The 18,839-nt window shown below is 61.2% G+C and carries 19 protein-coding genes; 17 read left to right on the forward strand and 2 right to left on the reverse strand.

The window, feature by feature from the left end; genetic code table 11:
• Positions 1-47 precede the first annotated feature (47 nt).
• The 10 genes from VMT30_08380 to VMT30_08425 all read left to right on the forward strand — a co-directional run bounded on the left by VMT30_08380 (position 48) and on the right by VMT30_08425 (position 5,950).
• Positions 48-632 (forward strand): hypothetical protein, encoded by a 585-nt coding sequence (locus tag VMT30_08380; protein HVQ44942.1) that lies wholly within the window; start codon positions 48-50, stop codon positions 630-632.
• A 194-nt stretch (positions 633-826) separates the two neighbouring features.
• Complete coding sequence (locus VMT30_08385) at positions 827-1,144, forward strand: hypothetical protein (GenBank protein HVQ44943.1); 318 nt, start codon at positions 827-829, stop codon at positions 1,142-1,144.
• 178 nt (positions 1,145-1,322) lie between these two features.
• Complete coding sequence (locus VMT30_08390; GenBank protein ID HVQ44944.1) at positions 1,323-1,880, forward strand: hypothetical protein; 558 nt, start codon at positions 1,323-1,325, stop codon at positions 1,878-1,880.
• 191 nt (positions 1,881-2,071) lie between these two features.
• Positions 2,072-2,554: a hypothetical protein gene (locus VMT30_08395; protein ID HVQ44945.1), complete on the forward strand. Its 483-nt coding sequence runs from the start codon at positions 2,072-2,074 to the stop codon at positions 2,552-2,554.
• Between the two features lie 108 nt (positions 2,555-2,662).
• Positions 2,663-3,193: a hypothetical protein gene (locus VMT30_08400; protein HVQ44946.1), complete on the forward strand. Its 531-nt coding sequence runs from the start codon at positions 2,663-2,665 to the stop codon at positions 3,191-3,193.
• Between the two features lie 123 nt (positions 3,194-3,316).
• Positions 3,317-3,472, forward strand: a complete 156-nt coding sequence (locus tag VMT30_08405; protein ID HVQ44947.1) for a hypothetical protein — start codon at positions 3,317-3,319, stop codon at positions 3,470-3,472.
• Positions 3,473-3,734: 262 nt separating this feature from the next.
• Positions 3,735-4,190, forward strand: coding sequence for a hypothetical protein (locus tag VMT30_08410; protein ID HVQ44948.1), 456 nt, complete (start codon positions 3,735-3,737; stop codon positions 4,188-4,190).
• 136 nt (positions 4,191-4,326) lie between these two features.
• Positions 4,327-4,818 (forward strand): hypothetical protein, encoded by a 492-nt coding sequence (locus VMT30_08415; GenBank protein HVQ44949.1) that lies wholly within the window; start codon positions 4,327-4,329, stop codon positions 4,816-4,818.
• Positions 4,819-4,824: 6 nt separating this feature from the next.
• Positions 4,825-5,352, forward strand: coding sequence for a hypothetical protein (locus VMT30_08420; GenBank protein ID HVQ44950.1), 528 nt, complete (start codon positions 4,825-4,827; stop codon positions 5,350-5,352).
• Positions 5,353-5,488: 136 nt separating this feature from the next.
• On the forward strand, positions 5,489-5,950 hold the full coding sequence (locus VMT30_08425) for a hypothetical protein (protein ID HVQ44951.1): 462 nt from the start codon (positions 5,489-5,491) through the stop codon (positions 5,948-5,950).
• A 125-nt stretch (positions 5,951-6,075) separates the two neighbouring features.
• Here the strand turns inward: VMT30_08425 and VMT30_08430 are convergent, their stop codons facing one another.
• Positions 6,076-6,684 carry a hypothetical protein gene (locus VMT30_08430; protein HVQ44952.1) on the reverse strand — a complete coding sequence of 203 codons (609 nt, stop codon included), beginning with the start codon at positions 6,682-6,684 and terminating at the stop codon, positions 6,076-6,078.
• 330 nt (positions 6,685-7,014) lie between these two features.
• On the opposite strand from VMT30_08430, the gene VMT30_08435 reads away from it, so the two are divergent.
• The 3 genes from VMT30_08435 (at position 7,015) to VMT30_08445 (ending at position 10,201) form a co-directional block, all read left to right on the forward strand.
• Positions 7,015-7,377, forward strand: a complete 363-nt coding sequence (locus VMT30_08435; protein HVQ44953.1) for a hypothetical protein — start codon at positions 7,015-7,017, stop codon at positions 7,375-7,377.
• Complete coding sequence (locus VMT30_08440) at positions 7,374-9,782, forward strand: AAA family ATPase (protein ID HVQ44954.1); 2,409 nt, start codon at positions 7,374-7,376, stop codon at positions 9,780-9,782. Before VMT30_08435 ends, VMT30_08440 begins: the two co-directional genes overlap by 4 nt.
• Positions 9,783-9,853: 71 nt before the next feature.
• Positions 9,854-10,201 (forward strand): hypothetical protein, encoded by a 348-nt coding sequence (locus VMT30_08445; protein HVQ44955.1) that lies wholly within the window; start codon positions 9,854-9,856, stop codon positions 10,199-10,201.
• Between the two features lie 177 nt (positions 10,202-10,378).
• Here VMT30_08445 and VMT30_08450 read toward each other — a convergent pair whose 3' ends face one another.
• Positions 10,379-11,587: a DEAD/DEAH box helicase gene (locus VMT30_08450; GenBank protein HVQ44956.1), complete on the reverse strand. Its 1,209-nt coding sequence runs from the start codon at positions 11,585-11,587 to the stop codon at positions 10,379-10,381.
• A 287-nt stretch (positions 11,588-11,874) separates the two neighbouring features.
• Between VMT30_08450 and topA the strand changes: the two genes are divergently transcribed.
• From topA to prfB, 4 genes are all read left to right on the forward strand, one after another.
• Positions 11,875-14,181, forward strand: a complete 2,307-nt coding sequence (topA, locus tag VMT30_08455) for a type I DNA topoisomerase (GenBank protein ID HVQ44957.1) — start codon at positions 11,875-11,877, stop codon at positions 14,179-14,181.
• A gap of 71 nt (positions 14,182-14,252) precedes the next feature.
• Complete coding sequence (locus tag VMT30_08460; GenBank protein ID HVQ44958.1) at positions 14,253-16,739, forward strand: PBP1A family penicillin-binding protein; 2,487 nt, start codon at positions 14,253-14,255, stop codon at positions 16,737-16,739.
• A gap of 97 nt (positions 16,740-16,836) precedes the next feature.
• A complete protein-coding gene (locus VMT30_08465) occupies positions 16,837-17,523 on the forward strand; it encodes a hypothetical protein (GenBank protein ID HVQ44959.1) in 687 nt (228 codons plus the stop codon).
• Between the two features lie 79 nt (positions 17,524-17,602).
• Positions 17,603-18,709, forward strand: coding sequence for a peptide chain release factor 2 (gene prfB, locus VMT30_08470; GenBank protein HVQ44960.1), 1,107 nt, complete (start codon positions 17,603-17,605; stop codon positions 18,707-18,709).
• Positions 18,710-18,839: the final 130 nt, after the last annotated feature.

Genomic DNA, 18,839 nt, shown 5'->3' on the forward strand with positions numbered 1-18,839 from the left:
CTGAGACGTCCTTCCCATCCCAACGGTTGCCCCAGGAGGCAAACAAAATGAGCCGCACCGCCCAGCGCGGAGTGATTGCCCGGATCGGTGGCCTCTTGTTCACAGTCGTGGCGCTCTTAGCCGGCACTGTAGCGATCATGAGCTCGACCGGCACCAAGACCTGCAAGTCCGCACCGGCCCCCGCTCCAGCCGTCCAGTTGGCAGCCCAAACCGCCGCGGCCCCCGAGAGCACCCGGTACGTCTTCTTGGCCCAATGGACTCGCTTCCAGCCCAACGAAGTCAACATTCTCTACACCGACTACCTGGAAGATGGCCACCCGCGCAAGCAGATCGTCCTCGACACTGACAAGGGCCCCAGCAGCTGGAAGACCGTGATCACCGCGCCAAACGGCAGCAAGCCCACGCTCGAGATCACGCCGCCCCCCTGGGCCTGCAACGATGTCCATGGGCTCACCAAAGGCGCCTCTGTGAGCTGTGTCGTTTACCTGGTCAGCACCAGCAAGCCGGAAGACAGCATGATCCCGTCCAACGTCCAGGCCCGTGCCACCAACACGACCGGACAAAGCGCAATTTGCAAGGACTTCACCGCCGGGAAGCGGAAGCACGCCTCAGAACTCGATCCCGAGCACTAGCCGGGCACCGCGTACATCCGAGACTGTCCCGCCGAGGCACAGCACCCCGGCACGGGGGCCGCAATGGCGCAAAACAGCGCCATCGCGGCCCCCCGCACCATCGTCCCAACCCCAGCACCCGTCCGTCGCTCTAGCAGCCCTTTCACAACCACGGCCACGCAAAGCCCCATCAGCCACCCAGCGAGCGTCAGATCGTGCTCCGATTGGCCTGGCGGCAAGCCCCCGACGGCGTCACCATCCGCTACCGGATCGGCCACCAGCGCGAAATCACCATAACCGACGGCCGGCACGAACACGAAGGGCTTGAGTTTCCCGTCCCCGCCGAAATCGGCGACGAGATCAAGCTTTCTATCACGCCGGTCTTCGAAAACGAATTCACCCCCACGAACGTGCGCTGCTTCATCTACCAGATCAAGTTCGGCCGACGCATCGAGGGGCACGTGGATCCGCCACACGGCTATACCCCCGACGCGCTTGAATCTGCCCACTGCAAGTGGGTAGTCACGCCCTAGCCGGTTCGGGGACGGCGGCATCACCGTCGTCCCCGAACCCCCAAATCTATTGAAATCCGCGCCGTCCCGAGGCCAAACCTCAAAAACCCTTTTAAGCAAAAATCCAGTAGAATAATTCACGTCTCGTACAACGTGAGGCTTCTTTCCATCCCAACTTTTGCCCCAGGAGGCAGACAACATGACTCGCACCGCCCGGCGCGGAGTGATTGCTCGGATCGGTGGCCCCGTGGTCACGGTCTCAATACTAGCGATCGGAGCCATAGTGATCGCCAACTCAACCGGCACCAAGACCTGCAAGTCCGCACCGGGCCCCGCTACTCCGGCCACCACCAAGCCCGCATCGGCCTCCAGCGACTGCTCCACCCCACCCGGCTCCCAGACCACCGCTCTTCGGCATGTCCACACGTACTACGGCACCTCCACAAAAACCGGCTACGCTATGGGCGCCCAGTACCAAGTCGGGCCGATTAGCGGCAATATACTCCCGTTCTCTCGCGGCAAGCGCGAAGCCAGCTGGACCGGCCTACTCACCGCCTTCGAAGGCGACCCACTCACAATCGACATCACCGGGGTCGGCGACGCTAACCCGACAGCCAAAGTCGCGTGCGCCTTCTACCGCATCACCGACCCGGCCAATCTCAGGGCCAACGCCGTACCTGCCAACCTCGTCGGAGTACCCCAGTCCGGCACGGGCCCAAAGGGCCACGCCCACTGCGAAATAATCTCCGGCGAGTAGTCCCTCACGCCACCCGAGACACCCCGCCGAGGCACAACGCCCCGGCGCAGAGGCCGCAATGGCGCAGCGTTGCGCCATTGCGGCCCACCCGCACCCTGCATTGATATTAAAAATCCGACATTATGCCGTAAAATTAAGTCGTCTCGCGTCCAGCCCCGCAGCACCCCACAATCCACCACCGGAGGACTTCTGTGCTCACTCGTACCCCCACCAGGCCTCGATCAGGCAAGAGATCCAAGGCCGTGTGGGCGATTATTGCCATAGGGCTCCTGATCCTCGGACTCCAAGCCCTCTCCGCACCCAGCAATCGATCCGCACCCCACAGCGGCGCCACCCCTACCACTACCCAAACCGCCGAAGTCATCGAACTCGGCGGCAACTGGAACAGCGTAGATGGTGACGTCAAGATCACCATCACCACCAACGGCCATGCGATCCCCTTGCCAGAAACCTTCCCCGGCAACCTCTACGACTGGAACCAACCACACGTGGTCGCTCCAGGCGACGAGGTGGTACTCAACATCAGGCCGGTCAACCCGCAAGACAAGCACTATACGATGTATTGCAAAATCTTCGGTCCGAACGGAATCCCGGTCGACGAACAGCCCGGCATCCACGACGACCATATCAACGACGGGGTCACCTGCTACTACCCGTTGCGGCCCAAGCCCTAGCTGCCTTCACGAGGCGTGAGACGCCGGCCCCAGGATGGCACACCGAAGTGTCATCTTGGGGCACGCCAGCATGAAACCCTCCACCCTTGATGCCCGAGGAGAACATCCGTGCGTACCACCGCTCAGCGCGCCCCCAGTAGGCTGCGCCAAACGCTGCTTGTCATCCTTGCCGGCGCGCTAGCGATCGGCATCGGAACCAACTTGCCAACCAGCCAATCCGCCACACCCCCAGCCGCACGACCCACCCGGCACCTCTCGGTCGTGCCGCAGCCCACAGTCAGCACCGAGCCCAGTGCCATCACGAGCGCACCGGTCGCCACGGGGCCCGAAGAGCGATGGTTCCATCTGCAAGGCCACTGGGACCTGCCGGCCAAGCCCGGCAAACCCCACGTTCGGGTTGTCATTACCGTCATCGTCTTGGGCTCCGCTCCCGACCCAACCCCCTCCGAGGACCCCTTCGGTAACTTCGATAGTTGGGTATCCACCCCGGGCCCCGGCGTAATGCTTCGCATTGCCCCCAAAACGCCCGAGCCCCGCACCCCAAAGATGAGCTGCAGCATCCATGACGAACATGACCTGCCCATCGGCATCGTCTACCCGGTGGATCGCACGGGCGGAGCGTTGTGCGTGGCCCGGTAAATCGAGCTGAGCTCCACGAGGCACCATAGCCCAGGACGGCCCACCGCCGGGCCGTCCTGGGCTCTTGCCCAACCCGCTCCACGCTTGCATCCTCCACCTCCACCAGATACGGTAGGGAATACCATGAAGAAAGCTGTCGTACTCATAATCGGCGTTCTGGTATATCTTTGGTTTCTCCAAGCAGCCCAAGACGTGGCCGCCAGCCAGCTCACCGAGCTCCAATACTTATACACAAGCTCAGGCGCTCAAGCCGCCGCCATTTCAAATCCCAACAGATAGCTCATCTACCCACCACTATTTCGTCAAAACACGCAGGGTAAATTTATTATGCTCGTGGTATAATCAGCCACTTTCGGCTCGTACAAATCTAGCGTCATCCCCAAGTTAATGGCCCTGCAACCACAATTATTGGCGTGTCAAAACCACAGAGTTCCGATACAATGGTTCCCGGCTTGCGTGGCAAGCCCCGTCCCATACCCACCGCAGGAGGGATTGTGCAGTGGTTTTGACCGGGCAACGTCCATCAACCCGACGACGAGGCATGCGCAGCGTAGTCACGACCGTGCTCATCGTTGCAGCCGTTCTGTGGGGACTGCCTAGGCTCAACCCCGACACGCAGACCTGCTCCGCCGTGGCACAAACCAGCTCCCAACCTCAAGGCGACTGCTCCACCGGACCCAAAATCCGATTCCGGCTCTCGTGGTCCGAAGCACCCGAAGGCCTGGTCGTCGAGTACTACGCCGACGGCCACGGCCTGGGCCCAACGCACCCCGACACTGCATACGACGAATGGGACGTCACGCTGCCGGGAACCGTCGGGTTCATTAGCCTCAGCGCCCCCAGAGGCTCCTACATCGGCTTCTTGAAGTGCCGGCTTTCAAACCCCGACACCAACGAGCAATACGACGCCGCCGAGTACTTCCCCGTGGATGGACCCCTACAGCAGCTGCCGAGCGGAAAATGGGGCATTGAATGCCACACGCCGGGCATAGCCTAACACCGGGTGAACCTCCATTCGCCTGATCACTCCGGGATGGCCCAATGTCGCGCTATCCCGGAAGGTCCTAGAATTATCATTCTCATCTGCGCTAAAATCATGTGGTCCGCTGTTCGCCCGTCGAAAGGTAGTGTTCGTGACAACCACCCAGCGGCACCGGCCAAAAGCCCGGGGTAGCGGCAGGGTACTCCTGGCGATAGCCGGCCTCATCGCTGCCGTTATTGTCATCCCGTTCCCAGCCAAAACCCACCCCAACCCCGTCACTACGCCATCGGTAACCCCAGCCGGTCCCCGGGCAGTCGAATTCAAATTCGACGCCACCCTCACCGGACTGGCCCATACCGAGATCGAAACCGAGGTTGGTGGAGCCGCACAGCCGCATCCCAATATCATCACTCCCACCTGGGAGACCACTCGGCCAGGCACCGAGTACCAGTCGGCCGAGATGACGATCACGCCCCGGGAAACCACCAACCGGTCGCGCGTAACCGGCGTCAGAACCATCTGCCAAATCTTCGTGCGCATCCTCCCGAACGGCGCGTTCGAAGGCCAGGCCTACGTGCCCGGGTTTAGTGTGAATGAACAGATCACGTGCCGAGCACATCCACCCTACGCGCTAACCGGGTAGGGCATCATGCTCCGCACCCGCAGTCGCATCGCACCCGCAGTCCTCGCGCTCGCTGCTCTTGCTAGCTTTGCTTGGTTGGCCGCCGTGCCACATCCGCCGGCCAACCATGATGCCACCATCGTCATCTACTACCCAACCCCAGCCCAGGCCGACGCCGTACCGGCACCCCGACCGCCGACCACGATCGACGACGATCACGTCCGCTACTGGGCGGTGATCGAATGGGAGCGTTCTGCCGGCGTATCAATCGCCTACCTGATCGGACCAGTAGCGCCAGCCCCCACTACCGACAAACGGCCGGATGGGGTCGAAAAAATTCTCATTACGGCACCTCGCGACAGCCTCATTCAGGTACATGTAGTGCCTCACCGGCTGCCTCGTGGAAACAGCTACGCCAGCCAATGCGCCGTGTATCTCGTCACCCAGCTCGCACCGCTGGAAGACAACGAAAAGATACCGAACATGCGGGCCCACGACGTCACCACCCCCGGCAAAACCGGCATCACCTGCACGCTCACAGCCACCGGCGTGTAGCAATTGCCCGCCTCACACCCCCAAGACGGCCCACTGTCGTGCCGTCTTGGGGCCCTCCATCGCACTAATACCACCACATGCGTTACAATAATCGGCGTCTCGTAAACCCAACCCGACCCGCAAAGGATGGCGCAACGTGATCACCGGAACGAGAAGGAGGGGCCGGCTCCTCCTCGTCGTCCTAGCAGTCATCGGCCTCCTAGCCGGTGTAGCCGAGGGAATGGGGGCCTTCAGCCAGCAACGCACCCTCGTGCTCGTTGCCCAATGGACCAATACCCCAGGGGGCGTAGAGATCGATGCCGCAGCCAATGGCATTAAGCTGGACCCGACAGATCCCAGCTACACCACCGGTACCCCCCTCGACGCCGCTACAGGCTTCCGCAGGATCACCGTAACGGCCGCTTTCGCCCACATCATTGTCGGTAACGTCATACCCGCAATACGAATCGATAGCAGGGTCCGCTGCGCCGTCTTCGACCCCCAGATCAAAGCGCCACTTTTTTCAGATACTGTCACCGGACGAACCGGTGCCCAGGCTACCTGCTACTACAACGAGACGGTACGGCCAACACCGGCACCACCCACACCGACGAGATAACTCGCCGGCCACAACCACCCCCAAGACGGCCCACTGCGGCGCCGTCTTGGGCTCACCCCGCTCGCATACAAAAAGACCCCGCCGCACCGAAGCGCTTGGGGGTCTTTTTGATCAGCCGGTAGCAATTACCAGCTGTGGCGGGCGAGCCAGTGGCTGTAGGCGCTAGCCCAGGAGCCGAACCGGCCTACTGCGTAGGCGTTAGCCCAGCGCAGCTGCGTGACCGGGTTGGTCAGGTAGTCCGAACCAAACGGTGCCATTTTACTAGCAGGCATGGCCTGGCCGAGGCCGTACGCACCCGAGCCAGCGTAGTTGCTCTTGGTTACACCCCAACCACTCTCGTGGTCGATGATGTAGTCGACATAGCCAAAATCTCGTTCGGCGATGCCGGCGGCTCGCATCCAGTCGGCGTGACTGCCAGCAATCTGGATCGTCACCACCGGGCGAGCTACTACCCGCTTGGCCGCAGCCTTGGCTTTCTCGGCCGCCAATTTGGCAGCCGCCTCAGCCTGGGCCTGAGCCGCGTGCAGGGGAGCGAGCACTTCGGCATCGTAGTCGGGCTTTTTAGGGCCGACTATCTCAACCGCCGAAGCAGTGTTGGTATTAAGTTTCACCTCGTAGACTCCAACGGCGCTGTCCGAAGACGTTGCCGTGGCGGCCACATCACTTAAGAAAGGAATGTGCACCTGAGAAGCTAGCAGCACCAGAGATGCCGCGAACTGCAAGATGTTACGCATGGGAGGGTCACCGAAGCAACCTCTTAGCCCTTTCGTTAATGGGTGTCACAAAAAATGACCCCGCAAAAGGGTCGTTTTGAGTGAACGCGACGTAGTATATACCAATTACCTATTTTTGTCAATAGCATAAGCGGGTTAATCGGATAACTCCCGCCCCAACGAACCCGCGCCCTCGAGCATTCGAAGTCTAAAACTTAGACAAAATCTGCTCATCTACGCTCAAACTATCCCTCAAATTCTAAACTTTAGACCACCCTCTACCCACATCCACCCGAAGGGGGAGTCAAAAATAACCCAAAGCAACCCGACAAAAAATGTTACAATATCCTTATGCTTCTTGTGGCCTTTGTGCAGTGGTGGTACGGGCCCGGCTGGCGCGACGCCGCCGGCCGTTTGTTGGCGCGTATTCACGATACCTATCTGTTGTTTTCGGTTCCAAGCCTGCTCACTACCATGTTTGCCCCGTGGCGGCGCATTATTTCGTCACCCGGCCGCAGCATCGGCGACCGTGCCCGGGCCACACTCGACAACCTCATTTCGCGGGTCGTCGGCTTCATCGTGCGACTCATCGCCCTTATCGCCGCCGGCGTCATCATCACGCTCTACCTCGTACTGGGCGGAATCCTCCTGCTCGTGTGGCCGGTGGCGCCGCTGCTGGGCCCCATCCTGATCGTAGGAGGATTAATCTTTTGAGCCGGTACACCTTTAATGCCGGGGCCCTGCGCATCACCAAAGCCCGCACCGCCCGCCTCATACCCGGCACGCTCAAAACCCTGCTCGGCGCCGTCGCCGGGCTCAGCCTCATCTCCGGTGTCGTCCTGATAATCCTGGGCCACAACCCCGGACTGAGCCTCACGGGCGTGGCAGTGGCGCTCATCACGACGCTCATCTGGATTCGCCGCGACCTCGACCAATTGCCAGCCGCTGCCGTCGGCTCCACCACCCAGCTCGAGGCTTTGCTGCCCCTCGAGCTGGCCTCGCATTACCGCGAGCCATTTACTGCCGCCGGATTGTGGCAAGCCCTGGGCGCCGGCTGGGAGACGCGTTTCATCTGTGTTCGCTTTGGCCTCGATCTCAACCTAATCGCTCAAATCCTCGCCCAAAGCAGCCTCGACCCCGACCAGCTCTGGAGCACGGCCGAACAAACCAGCACCGAACTGGGCCTTCCCACGCTCGAAGCCGGCACCATCCTCACCGCCCTGTTTGCCGTCAGCCCCGAGCTCACGGGTTACCTCACCAAGATCAAACTCACCCCAGCCGATCTGGCCGAAGGCGCCCGCTGGGTCCATCGCGTCGACGAACTCAGCCATATCAAACGGCCTATTTACGGCGGCATCGCGCGCGACTGGGCTTCGGGCTTCACGCCCCAGCTGTCGCGCTTTGGCACCAACATTAGCCTCGAGGTCGAATCCGCCGCCGGCAACCTCGCCACCCAAGAGCGCACCGACCAGCTCGACGACCTGGTGACCGGCCTCAACAGTGCCTCGGGCAGCGTCGTGCTCATCGGCGAGCCCGGCGTCGGCAAAAGCGCCCTACTGCTAGGCCTCGCCGAGCGCCTGCTCCAGGGCCGTGCCAGCCGCAGCTTGGCCCATTACCAGATCTACTCGCTCAGTGCCTCCACCATCCTCTCCAGCTCCGAGCGCAGCGGCGACATCGAGCGCATCGTGATGACCCTGCTATCCGAAGCCGGCCACGCCGGGAACATCATCATCGCCCTCGACGAAGCCCAGCTGTTTTTCGGCCAGGGCACCGGCGCCGTCAACCTCAGCCAAGTGTTGCTGCCGCTCCTCCAATCACGCAGCTTCAAGCTCGTGCTCGCGCTCACCCCCGGCGACTGGCAGCGGCTCAAAGCCACCAACACCGCCATGGCCAGCCTGCTCACCCCGCTCGTGCTCGCCGAGCCCGGCCAAGCCAATGTTGTGCGCCAGCTCGCCGACCGCGCGCTGTATCTGGAAAAAGGCCAACTCCTCACCACCTATTCGGCGCTCGTCGAGGCCTACCGGCTGTCCGGCCGCTACCTCCAAGACGAAGCCTACCCCGGCAAAGCCCTCAAGCTCCTCGAGGCCGCCTTCAACCACCCCGATGGCTCGTTCATATCCGAAATATCCGTTGAGCAAGCCATAGAAAGCCAGTTTGGCGTCAAAGTCCAAACCGCCACCTCGGCCGAATCCGACGTCTTGCTCCACCTCGAAGACAAAATTCACGAGCGCATGATCAACCAAACCCGCGCCGTCAGCGTGGTCGCCAACGCCCTGCGCCGCGCCCGCGCCGGCGTCGCCAACCCCAAGCGACCCATCGGCAGCTTCTTGTTCCTCGGCCCCACCGGCGTCGGTAAAACCGAGCTCGCCCGCAGCATTGCCGCGCTCTATTTCGGTAACGAGTCCAACATCATCCGCCTCGACATGTCCGAGTACCAACAGATCGCCGACGTCGACCGCATCCTCATGTCGGCCGCCGAAAACCCCTCCGGCCTCCTCCCGCGCGTCCGCCAAACCCCATTTAGCGTCGTGCTGTTCGACGAAATCGAAAAAGCCCACCCCAATATCCTCAACCTCCTCCTCCAACTCCTCGACGAGGGCAACCTCACCGACACCACCAGTCATCCCGCGTCATTTAAAGACGCGATCATTATCGCCACCTCCAACGCCGGGGCCGAAGAAATTCGCCAGCGCATCGAAGCCGGGCAAGCCCTCGAAACCTTCGAACAAGAGTTCACCAATAGCCTCATCGATTCCGGCGCTTTCCGGCCTGAGCTTCTCAACCGCTTTGACGAAATCGTGCTGTTCAGGCCTCTCAACCAGGCTGAGCTCGCCCAAGTCGTGCGCCTCATGATCACCGAGGTCAACAAAACCCTCGCCAACCAAAAAATCATCGTCGCCCTCACCGACGCCGCCGCGGCCGAGCTCGTCGTGGCCGGCTACGACCCCCGCCTCGGCGCCCGCCCGATGCGCCGCATGGTGACTCGCCGCGTCGAAGACACCGTCGCCGCCATGATCCTGCGCGGCGAGGCTCGCCCCGGCGACACCATCACCCTCGATGCCGGCCAGCTCGGCGGCGGCAGCGAACCAACCCCAGTTGATCCGCCGCTTGAAGTTTAGGTAGAAATATTATATAATACCTCCGTCCCCAAAAACCCGCCCATTTCGAGACGAGAGCAGGTCACAAAGCCATGACTACCGCCAGTAAGGCTCCTGAAATCGCCCCCGAAGTCGCAGAAGCCCTGCGCCGAGCTCACGACGCGCGCAACGAGGTCGTATTGGCGCGCGACCAGCTCGACGGTCTCAGGCAGAGCCCCCTCCCTTGGGAGTTCGAAGCCGGGCTCAAGCGTCTGGAAGCGGCAGAGGCGAAGCTCTACGAATCGCTCTGCCAACTCTTGTCGCTCTCCCTGGCGCTCTTGCCTCCGGAGGCGATCTTCGCGCTCTTCGGCGGACTCAACGCCGAACCTCCCAGCGCCGAAGCGCTCACCAACCTCGTGGCAAGCTGCCAGCGGCAATCCCGCGCCCAGCCAGCCAGGTGACGCTGCATCCCAGCGCGGCCACAGCGGCCGCGCTGGGTTCCACCACCCTGCTCTCCGAATATACCCCAGCATAAGGCTGGGCTTTTTTATATCACCATGCACTAGGCCGAGTTAAGACCCGACAAACAAAAACTCCCCAAAAGGGGAGCATTCTTACGCGCTAGCTAAAAGCGAACCTTAGCGCCGCGGCCCGCGCGACATCGTGCGATCGGCCCGCGAACCCTCGGCAATCGCCGCCGCACCCGTGCTCACAAACGTCAGCGCCTTGCCCATCTGCCCAGCGCGGCCTGTACGGCCAATACGGTGCACATAGTCTTCGTACTGCTTGGGTGCGTCAAAGTTGATCACGTGCGACACGTTCGGAATATCCAGTCCGCGCGCGGCCACATCCGTGGCGATCAGCGCCTGCACCTTTTCGGCCTTGAAGTCGTTCAAGGCGCGTTGGCGCTGCGGCTGGCTCTTGTTGCCGTGAATCGCCGCCACCTTGAGGCCGCGCCGTTCCAGCCGGTCGGCCAGCTTCTGCACGCCCCATTTGGTCTCGCCAAAAATCAGCACTTTTTTGAAATCCGAGCCCGAAAGCAGCTCCACCAGCTTCTCCTCTTTGGCTTCCTTGCCACCCTCCACGCGAATCACGTCCTGCTCCACGTGGTCGCTCGTTTCACCGCGGCGCACACTCACGGTAGCTGGGTCTTTCAAGATCGTGGTGAGCAATTGGTTAATCTCGGGCGTGGTAGTAGCCGAGAAAAACAGCGTCTGCCGCTCCTCGCGCAGGTAACCCATAATCGTCCGAATATCCTTGATGAAGCCCATATCGAGCATGCGGTCGGCCTCGTCGAGCACGAGCACATCAAAGTCATCAATACTCTGGCCATAGTTTTCAATGAGATCCTTGAGCCGACCCGGCGTCGCCACAATAAACTGCGGCTTGCGTGCCAGCTGCGACAGCTGCCGACCAACCGAAGCCCCACCCACTACAAGCGTGGCGTACAGGTTGAGCCCCTTGGCAAAAATCCGGAACTCTTCCTCGATCTGAATCGCCAACTCGCGCGTCGGGATCAAAACCAAGCAACGCTTGGCGTGCCCATGCAGCATCCGCTGCAAAATCGGCAGCAAAAACGCCGCGGTCTTGCCGGTACCCGTGTTCGCCAGGCCGATGATATCGCGGCCGGCCAGCACGTAGGGGATAGCCCCGTCTTGGATCGGCGTCGGGTTCACATAGCCGTGTTGCTCGACGTTAAACTGCAAACGGTCGTCAAGCGCAAAATCCTTAAACGTATGCACCGGTTCAAACACCACTTCTTCAAGCGGGGCGACGGCTTTATTAATGAATTTATTCGGGTCGATAGCTCGGACTTTGGGCTGGCGTAGGTTCTTCGATGAAAACATCGGGCGACCGCCGCGACGACCGCTACCTGCAGATGATTGTGGGTACAAAGGGACTCCTAAAATTTACTGATAAACTGCCTCGCAAATCTGCAGTTCCAGTAAATAGGTCCGCGGGTTCACGATCAACAATTAGGCGTACTGTAGCATAGTTCCAAGATTTTGTCGAGGACGAGCCTCGCCACCTGTAATTCCTCACTTGACGCCCCTGGCACCGAGCTGTTACCGTCAGTCTCCTAAGTGCACCGCCCCAGACCATAAAGCACAAGAACTGTGATACGTTATTCACCATGAGCAAAAACCTCGTCATCGTAGAGAGCCCCGCGAAGGGCAAAACCATCGCCGGCTTCCTGGGCAAAGATTACCAGGTTGAGGCTTCGTACGGCCATATTCGTGACTTACCCAAATCTGGCATGTCTATCGACATTGAGCACGGCTTCGAGCCCACCTACGAAATCAGCCCCGACAAGAAAAAGCGCGTAAACGAGCTCAAAAAGCTCGCCAAAACCGCCGACGCCGTCTGGCTGGCCTCCGATGAAGACCGCGAAGGGGAGGCCATCAGCTGGCACCTCTGCCTGGCGCTGGGACTCGACCCCAAAACCACCAAGCGGATTGTGTTTCACGAAATCACCAAGCCTGCCATCGAACGCGCCATCGCCAGCCCCCGCACCGTCGACCAACACCTCGTAGACGCCCAACAAGCCCGCCGCGTGCTCGACCGGCTCGTGGGCTACGAACTCTCGCCGGTACTGTGGAAAAAAGTGCAGGGCGGCTTGAGCGCCGGCCGCGTACAGAGCGTGGCCGTCCGCCTCATCGTCGAACGCGAACGCGAAATCGAAAACTTCACCTCGGGATTTAGCTACAAAATCACCGCCCAATTCGACGCCGCCGGCGCCGGCTTCAAAGCCGAGCTTCCCGCGCGCTTCAAGACCGACACCGAAGCCAAAAAATTCCTCGAAGACGTCGCCACTGCCTCATTTAGCGTCGCCAGCCTCGAAACCAAGCCCGGCGAGCGCAAACCCGCCGCACCGTTCACCACCTCCACGCTCCAGCAAGAAGCCAGCCGCAAGCTCGGCTTCTCGGTAAAACAAACCATGGTGCTCGCCCAACGCCTCTACGAATCCGGCAAAATTACCTATATGCGTACCGATTCTGTGCACCTCTCCGACCAAGCCATCGACGGCGCCGCCAGCATGATCAAGCAAAAATTCGGCGACAAGTATTACAAAAAACGCCAGTACACCACCAAATCCGCCGGCGCCCAAGAAGCCCACGAGGCCATTCGGCCCTCAGATTTCACCCGCGACACCGTCACCGGCGAATCCGGCGAAATACGCCTGTACGAACTCATCTGGAAGCGCACCGTGGCCTCCCAAATGGCCGACGCCGTACTCGAACGCACCACGGTGGGCGTTGCCACCTCTACCCGCCCCGAAAATCTCGTTGCCAAGGGCGAAATCATCAAATTCGATGGCTTCCTCAAGCTCTATCTCGCCCAAGACACCGACGAAGAAGCCGAGGAAGAGGGAATATTGCCCCCGCTCACCGTCGGCCAAACCGTCGTCCTCGACACCATGCAGGCCGTGCAAGTTTACGACCGCCCCAAGCCCCGCTACACCGAGGCCAGCCTGGTTAAAAACCTCGAAGAAATGGGCATCGGCCGCCCATCCACCTACGCCCCCACCATCTCCACCATCCAAGACCGCGAATACATCATCAAAGGCGACCTCGAAGGCAAAGAGCGCCCAGTGAAGCGCTTCGAGCTCAAAGCCGGCACGGTCACCGAAGCCAACACGGTCGAGACCTACGGCGCCGACCGCAACAAGCTGTTTCCCACCTCTATCGGCATGCTTGTATCCGATTTCCTCGTAAAACACTTTCCCAAAGTGGTCGACTACGACTTCACCCGCAAGGTCGAGGAAGAATTCGACGAAATCGCCGACGGCAAGCAAACCTGGAACAAAATGATCGCCGAATTCTACGAAGGCTTCCACCCCACCATCCTCGCCGCCGACTCCATCAGCCGCCAGGAAGCCGCCGGCGCCCGCGAGCTCGGCGCCGATCCGAAATCCGGCAAACCGATCATCGCCCGCCTCGGCCGCTACGGACCCATGCTGCAGCTCGGCTCGGCCGAAGACGAAGAAAAGCCCAAATTCGCCCCCCTGCCCACCGGCCGCCGCATCGACGACGTTACGCTCGAAGAGGCCCTGGAGCTCTTCAAGCTACCCCGCGTGCTCGGCCAAACCGCCGACGGCGCCGATATCGCCGTAAACTTCGGCCGCTTCGGCCCGTACGCCAAATGGGGAAGCAATTACGTCTCCATCAAGCCCGACGACCCCTTCACCATTACGCTCGAACGCGCCCGCGAGCTCATCACCGAAAAAGCCGCCACCGACGCCGCCAAGCGCATCAAGAACTTTGACGACAGCCCCATCGTGATTCTCAACGGTCGCTTCGGCCCCTACATCACCGACGGCAAGAAAAACGCCAAAATCCCCAAGGGCACCGAACCAGCCGAAATTACCCTTGATGAAGCCAAAAAACTCCTAGCCGACGCTCCCGCCAAATCAAAACGCCGTCGCATCGTCAAATCTTAATCTTGTAATAAATCCCAAGGCTCGTTACGATAATTGTCTAATATCACAACGTAGCCTCGTCTACTAGTACTATGGCCAAGTCTAAACCCAAACCCCGCAAGTCACCCCGCGGCCTCTTTTACGAGGCGCTTCCGGTTGCTCAACCATCGCAACTCGGCCTTAGCGACGCCGGGCAACAACTCCGCGACGCCCTCCAAACTCTCGGCGAGCTATGGCAGACCCTGCGCGAACAATCCGGCCCCGTCTCACGCGCCTGGTCGGCCTGGCTGATCCGCACCGGCCTCGCCACCTCCGCAACCCTCGGCCAATGGGCCCGCGCCGGAATAGTCGCCACCCGCTATGCCGGCGACGCCACCCGCACCTACGCCCCGGCCGCCGTCGCCGACGCCGGCGTATTTGCCGGCCGCGTGCGCCGGCGCCTAGGGGATCGGCGCGCTCGCGCCCTGTATCTGTCGCTAGCCGCCGGCGCCCTGTTTGGCCTGGTGGCCGTCACCGCCGTCACTGCCACCAACACCCTGCGTTCCTACGCCCAAGACATTTCCAGCCCCGGCGCCCTGCTCGACAAAAAGAAAACCGGCATCACCATTCTCGATCGCAACAACCAAGTCTTGTATCAAGGCTACGGCGCCCAATCCAACACCCCCGTGCAGCTCGGCGACATCCCTCCCACGCTCAAAAATGCCACCCTAGCAGCTGAAGACCCCAGTTTTTACGAACACCCCGGCTTTTCCTGGCGAGGCACCATTCGCGCCGCCGTCACCGACCTCACTCACCAAAACCGCGCCGAAGGCGGCTCCACGCTCACCCAGCAACTCATCAAGAACGCTCTGCTCACCTCCGACAAGAAATTCCAGCGCAAGTACCAAGAGTTGCTGCTAGCCATGGAGCTCGAGCAGCGCTACTCCAAAGATGACATCCTCTTGATGTACCTCAACGACACCTACTACGGCCAGGGTTCATCGGGGGTCGAAGCCGCCAGCCAGACCTACTTTCACAAGCCCGTCAGCCAACTCACGCTCGGCGAATCAGCGCTGCTAGCCGGCCTGCCGCTCGGCCCTTCGCGCCTCGACCCCAATGTCAACCTCGACGCCGCCCTCGGCCGGCGCGATTATGTGCTCACCCGCCTGGCCGAGCTGGGCAAAATCACCCCTGCCGAGGCCACCGCTGCCAAAGCCCAGCCTCTCGCCCTCGCCGATTCACCCGGCGCCAGCCCCAATGCCCTGATCGTCTACGCCAAGCCTATTATTATCCGCGCCCCCCATTTTGTGTTTTACGTGCTCGACCAACTCCGGTCCAAATACGGCTCAGACGCCGTCGAAAATGGCGGTCTCACCGTCCACACCACGCTCGACCTCACCAAGCAAGATTTAGCCCAACAAACCATCCAAACCCAAATCAGCAAGCTAGGCTCGCACCACGTCACCAACGGCGGACTCATCTCGATCGAGCCGTCCACCGGCAACATCGTCGCCATGGTTGGCAGCGTCGACTACAACGCACCCGGATTTGGCAACGTCAACGTGACGCTCTCCCAGCTCCAACCTGGCTCCAGCTTCAAGCCCATCGCCTACGCCACTGCCTTCAAAAAAGGCTACACCGGCGCCACCCATGTCGACGACACGCCCATGTCGGTCCCCAACGGCGATGGCACACTCTACGTACCCCAAAACTACGACCTCAAATTCCGCGGCTCCGTGTCACTGCGCCAAGCCTTGGCCAATTCACTCAACATCCCAGCCATTAAAGTGCTGCAATTTGCCGGCATCCACGACACCATCCAAACCGCTCACGACATGGGCATCACCACCCTGCAAGACGAATCGCGTTTTGGCCTCGCCCTCGTACTCGGAGGCGGGGAAGTGCGCCCCCTCGACATGGCTACTGTTTACGCCACCTTTGCCAACAACGGCACCAAAGTTGAACCGCGAGCCATCCTAAAAGTCCAAAATCGTTACGGCCAAGACATCACCAAACCAGCCAACACCACTCCCCAAGCGGTCCTCGATCCCCGCATCGCCTATATGATCACCAACATTCTCTCCGACAACCCCGCCCGCACCCCCGAATTCGGCCCCAACTCACCACTCAAACTCAGCCGCCCCACCGCCGCCAAAACCGGTACCACCAATGACTTCCGCGACAACTGGACCGTCGGCTACACGCCCCAGCTCGCCACCGCCGTATGGGTGGGCAACAACGACCACACGCCGATGAACAATGTCGACGGCATCACCGGCGCCGCCCCCATTTGGGGCACCTTCATGGAAGCCGCCCTGGCCGACCAACCCGTCGTCGACTTCAGCATTCCCGCCGGCATCGGCACGGCCAAGGTCTGCGCCGCCGACGGGGGGCTTGCCAACCCCTGGGACGCCGGCTACACCGAGATATTCATGACCTCAGCCATGCCCACCAAACCCTGCGCCAGCCGAGCTCCACAGGTCGACATACCGCCGACCCCAGCCAGTCCCACCGCACCCACGATTCCGCTCCTCACGTTGCCCAATCTTCCCCCTATAATCCTGCCCCACACCAAGCCATTCTTGAACCCCTTTCAATAGCACCCCGCGCCTAAACTATTGACAAAATAGAGTATATGTAGTAAAGTGTATCGATTCGCTCATAACCCGAGCGATTGAGAAGGAGATTACTACTATTATGATCACCATGAATCAAACCTCGGCTCGCCGCCTCACCCAGGCCGGCGTCGCCATGGGTACCCTCGCGGTACTGGGCGTTGGCCTGGCCGGCGCCTGCCACCCCCAGGGCGTCATCACCAAAGATGTCCAAAACCTCACCACTGGTTCTGCCCTGTCCAAAGCCGATACCCTCGGTACCGCCGTTATGGCTCGCCCCGGCGACACGCTCGTCTACACCGTTAGCATCTCAAACCTGGCTACCGGCAACCAAGACCAGCTCATCAACACTGCCATCACCGACGCTTTGCCGGCCGGCCTCACGCTCGTGAAGACCGACTCGTACAACGTTGGTACCATCCAGATGAAGCAAACCGCCAAGCGCACCATTACCGTCAAGGTCAGCGCCACCACGGCCGGTGCCATCAAAAACACCGCTTGCTTCACCGGCGACTCGGTCGACCACAAGGTACCCCAAAGGGGTTGTGACGTAGCCTACGTGAACGTCGTGGTTCCGACCCCGACCCCCACGCCTACGCACACGCCCGACCCCACGCCCACCCCGACCCCGGGCGTTACGCTCGGCACCAGCACCGTGGCTCCGGCCATCCTGCCGGTAACCGGTGCGGGCGACGCCAGCGCCATCATCGGCCTCACGGCCATGATCGGCACGGCTACGGCTTACATCAAGTCGCGCCGCCGCAAGTAAACCCAAACCGAGCCTCGGCTCAGCCAAAAAGACCCTCGCCATGAGGGTCTTTTTGAGTTGTCGAGCTATAATGAGCACCATGCAAGACCTCATCCGCCAACTCGAAGCCCTCGCAAGCAGCATCCGCGAGGCCACCACCAAACTCGGCCTCGACGCCGATCGCCGCCGCGTGGCCGAGCTCCAAGCCCAAGCCACCGCGCCGGACTTCTGGAGCGATTCGCAGGCCGCCGGCGCCGTCAGCAAACAGCTCGCGGAGCTCGAGCGTCACGTGGCCTCCTGGGACAACCTTCAAACCGACGCCAACGAGGCCCTCGAGCTCGCACACCTCGAGGTCGGCGGCACCGACGAAGCCGCTCAGGCGCAAGTCCGCGAACTCTACGACCACACCCAGGCCGAATTCGACCGCCGCCAATTCGAGCTCAAACTCTCCGGCCCGCACGACCGCTCCTCAGCCATTGTCGAAATCCACGCCGGCACCGGCGGCACCGACGCTCAAGATTGGGCCCAGATGCTCCAACGCATGTACTTGCGCTACGCCGAACGCGCCGGTTTCAGCGCCGAAGTCGACTCCACCTCGCACGGCGAAGAAGCCGGCATCAAAAGCACCACCTTCGAGATCAACGGCCCCTATGCCTATGGCAAGCTCAAAGGCGAAGCCGGCGTGCATCGCCTGGTGCGCCTGAGCCCCTTCAACTCCGACAACCTGCGCCAAACCTCGTTCGCGCTCGTCGAGGTCCTGCCCCAGATCGCAGCCGGCCCCGAGCTCGAAATCGACCCCGACGACCTCCGCATCGATGTCTACCGCTCCGGCGGCCACGGCGGCCAATCCGTCAACACCACCGACTCCGCCGTGCGCATTACGCACCTCCCCTCCGGCCTCGTGGTCGCCATCCAAAACGAACGCTCCCAGCTCCAAAACAAAGAAAAAGCCATGGCCATCCTCAAATCCCGCCTGGCCACCCTCATGGAAGCCCAAGCCAAGGCCAGTCTCACCGAGCTGCGCGCCAGCGACAAATCGGCCGAGTGGGGGAGCCAGATCCGCAACTACGTCCTCCACCCCTACACCAAGGTCAAAGATGTCCGCACCGGTGCCGAAACCAACCAGGCTCAAGACGTGCTTGACGGCGACCTTGATCTATTTATCGAAGCCTATCTAAACTCCCAAATCGGCGCCGACAGAGCCTAGCCCATGACCGCGGAGTTGACCCACCCAGTACGTATAACGGAATCCGAGGAATTGACCCATTAGCGAGGGAGAATCTCGCCCCATTCCTCGGATTCCGTTATACCCGCTACAAATGGGCACACCGCACCAC

Source organism: Candidatus Saccharimonadia bacterium (genome assembly GCA_035544015.1).
Lineage (GTDB): Bacteria > Patescibacteriota > Saccharimonadia > UBA4664 > UBA4664 > UBA5169.

What these genes read in the sequence shown, in the direction of transcription:
- VMT30_08380 (HVQ44942.1), top strand. Translation starts at nt 48, where the DNA reads ATGAGCCGCACCGCCCAGCGCGGAGTGATTGCCCGGATCGGTGGCCTC.
- VMT30_08390 (HVQ44944.1), top strand. Translation starts at nt 1,323, where the DNA reads ATGACTCGCACCGCCCGGCGCGGAGTGATTGCTCGGATCGGTGGCCCC.
- VMT30_08405 (HVQ44947.1), top strand. Translation starts at nt 3,317, where the DNA reads ATGAAGAAAGCTGTCGTACTCATAATCGGCGTTCTGGTATATCTTTGG.
- VMT30_08410 (HVQ44948.1), top strand. Translation starts at nt 3,735, where the DNA reads ATGCGCAGCGTAGTCACGACCGTGCTCATCGTTGCAGCCGTTCTGTGG.
- VMT30_08420 (HVQ44950.1), top strand. Translation starts at nt 4,825, where the DNA reads ATGCTCCGCACCCGCAGTCGCATCGCACCCGCAGTCCTCGCGCTCGCT.
- VMT30_08430 (HVQ44952.1), bottom strand. Translation starts at nt 6,684, where the DNA reads ATGCGTAACATCTTGCAGTTCGCGGCATCTCTGGTGCTGCTAGCTTCT.
- VMT30_08435 (HVQ44953.1), top strand. Translation starts at nt 7,015, where the DNA reads ATGCTTCTTGTGGCCTTTGTGCAGTGGTGGTACGGGCCCGGCTGGCGC.
- VMT30_08445 (HVQ44955.1), top strand. Translation starts at nt 9,854, where the DNA reads ATGACTACCGCCAGTAAGGCTCCTGAAATCGCCCCCGAAGTCGCAGAA.
- VMT30_08450 (HVQ44956.1), bottom strand. Translation starts at nt 11,587, where the DNA reads ATGTTTTCATCGAAGAACCTACGCCAGCCCAAAGTCCGAGCTATCGAC.
- topA (HVQ44957.1), top strand. Translation starts at nt 11,875, where the DNA reads ATGAGCAAAAACCTCGTCATCGTAGAGAGCCCCGCGAAGGGCAAAACC.
- VMT30_08460 (HVQ44958.1), top strand. Translation starts at nt 14,253, where the DNA reads ATGGCCAAGTCTAAACCCAAACCCCGCAAGTCACCCCGCGGCCTCTTT.
- VMT30_08465 (HVQ44959.1), top strand. Translation starts at nt 16,837, where the DNA reads ATGATCACCATGAATCAAACCTCGGCTCGCCGCCTCACCCAGGCCGGC.
- prfB (HVQ44960.1), top strand. Translation starts at nt 17,603, where the DNA reads ATGCAAGACCTCATCCGCCAACTCGAAGCCCTCGCAAGCAGCATCCGC.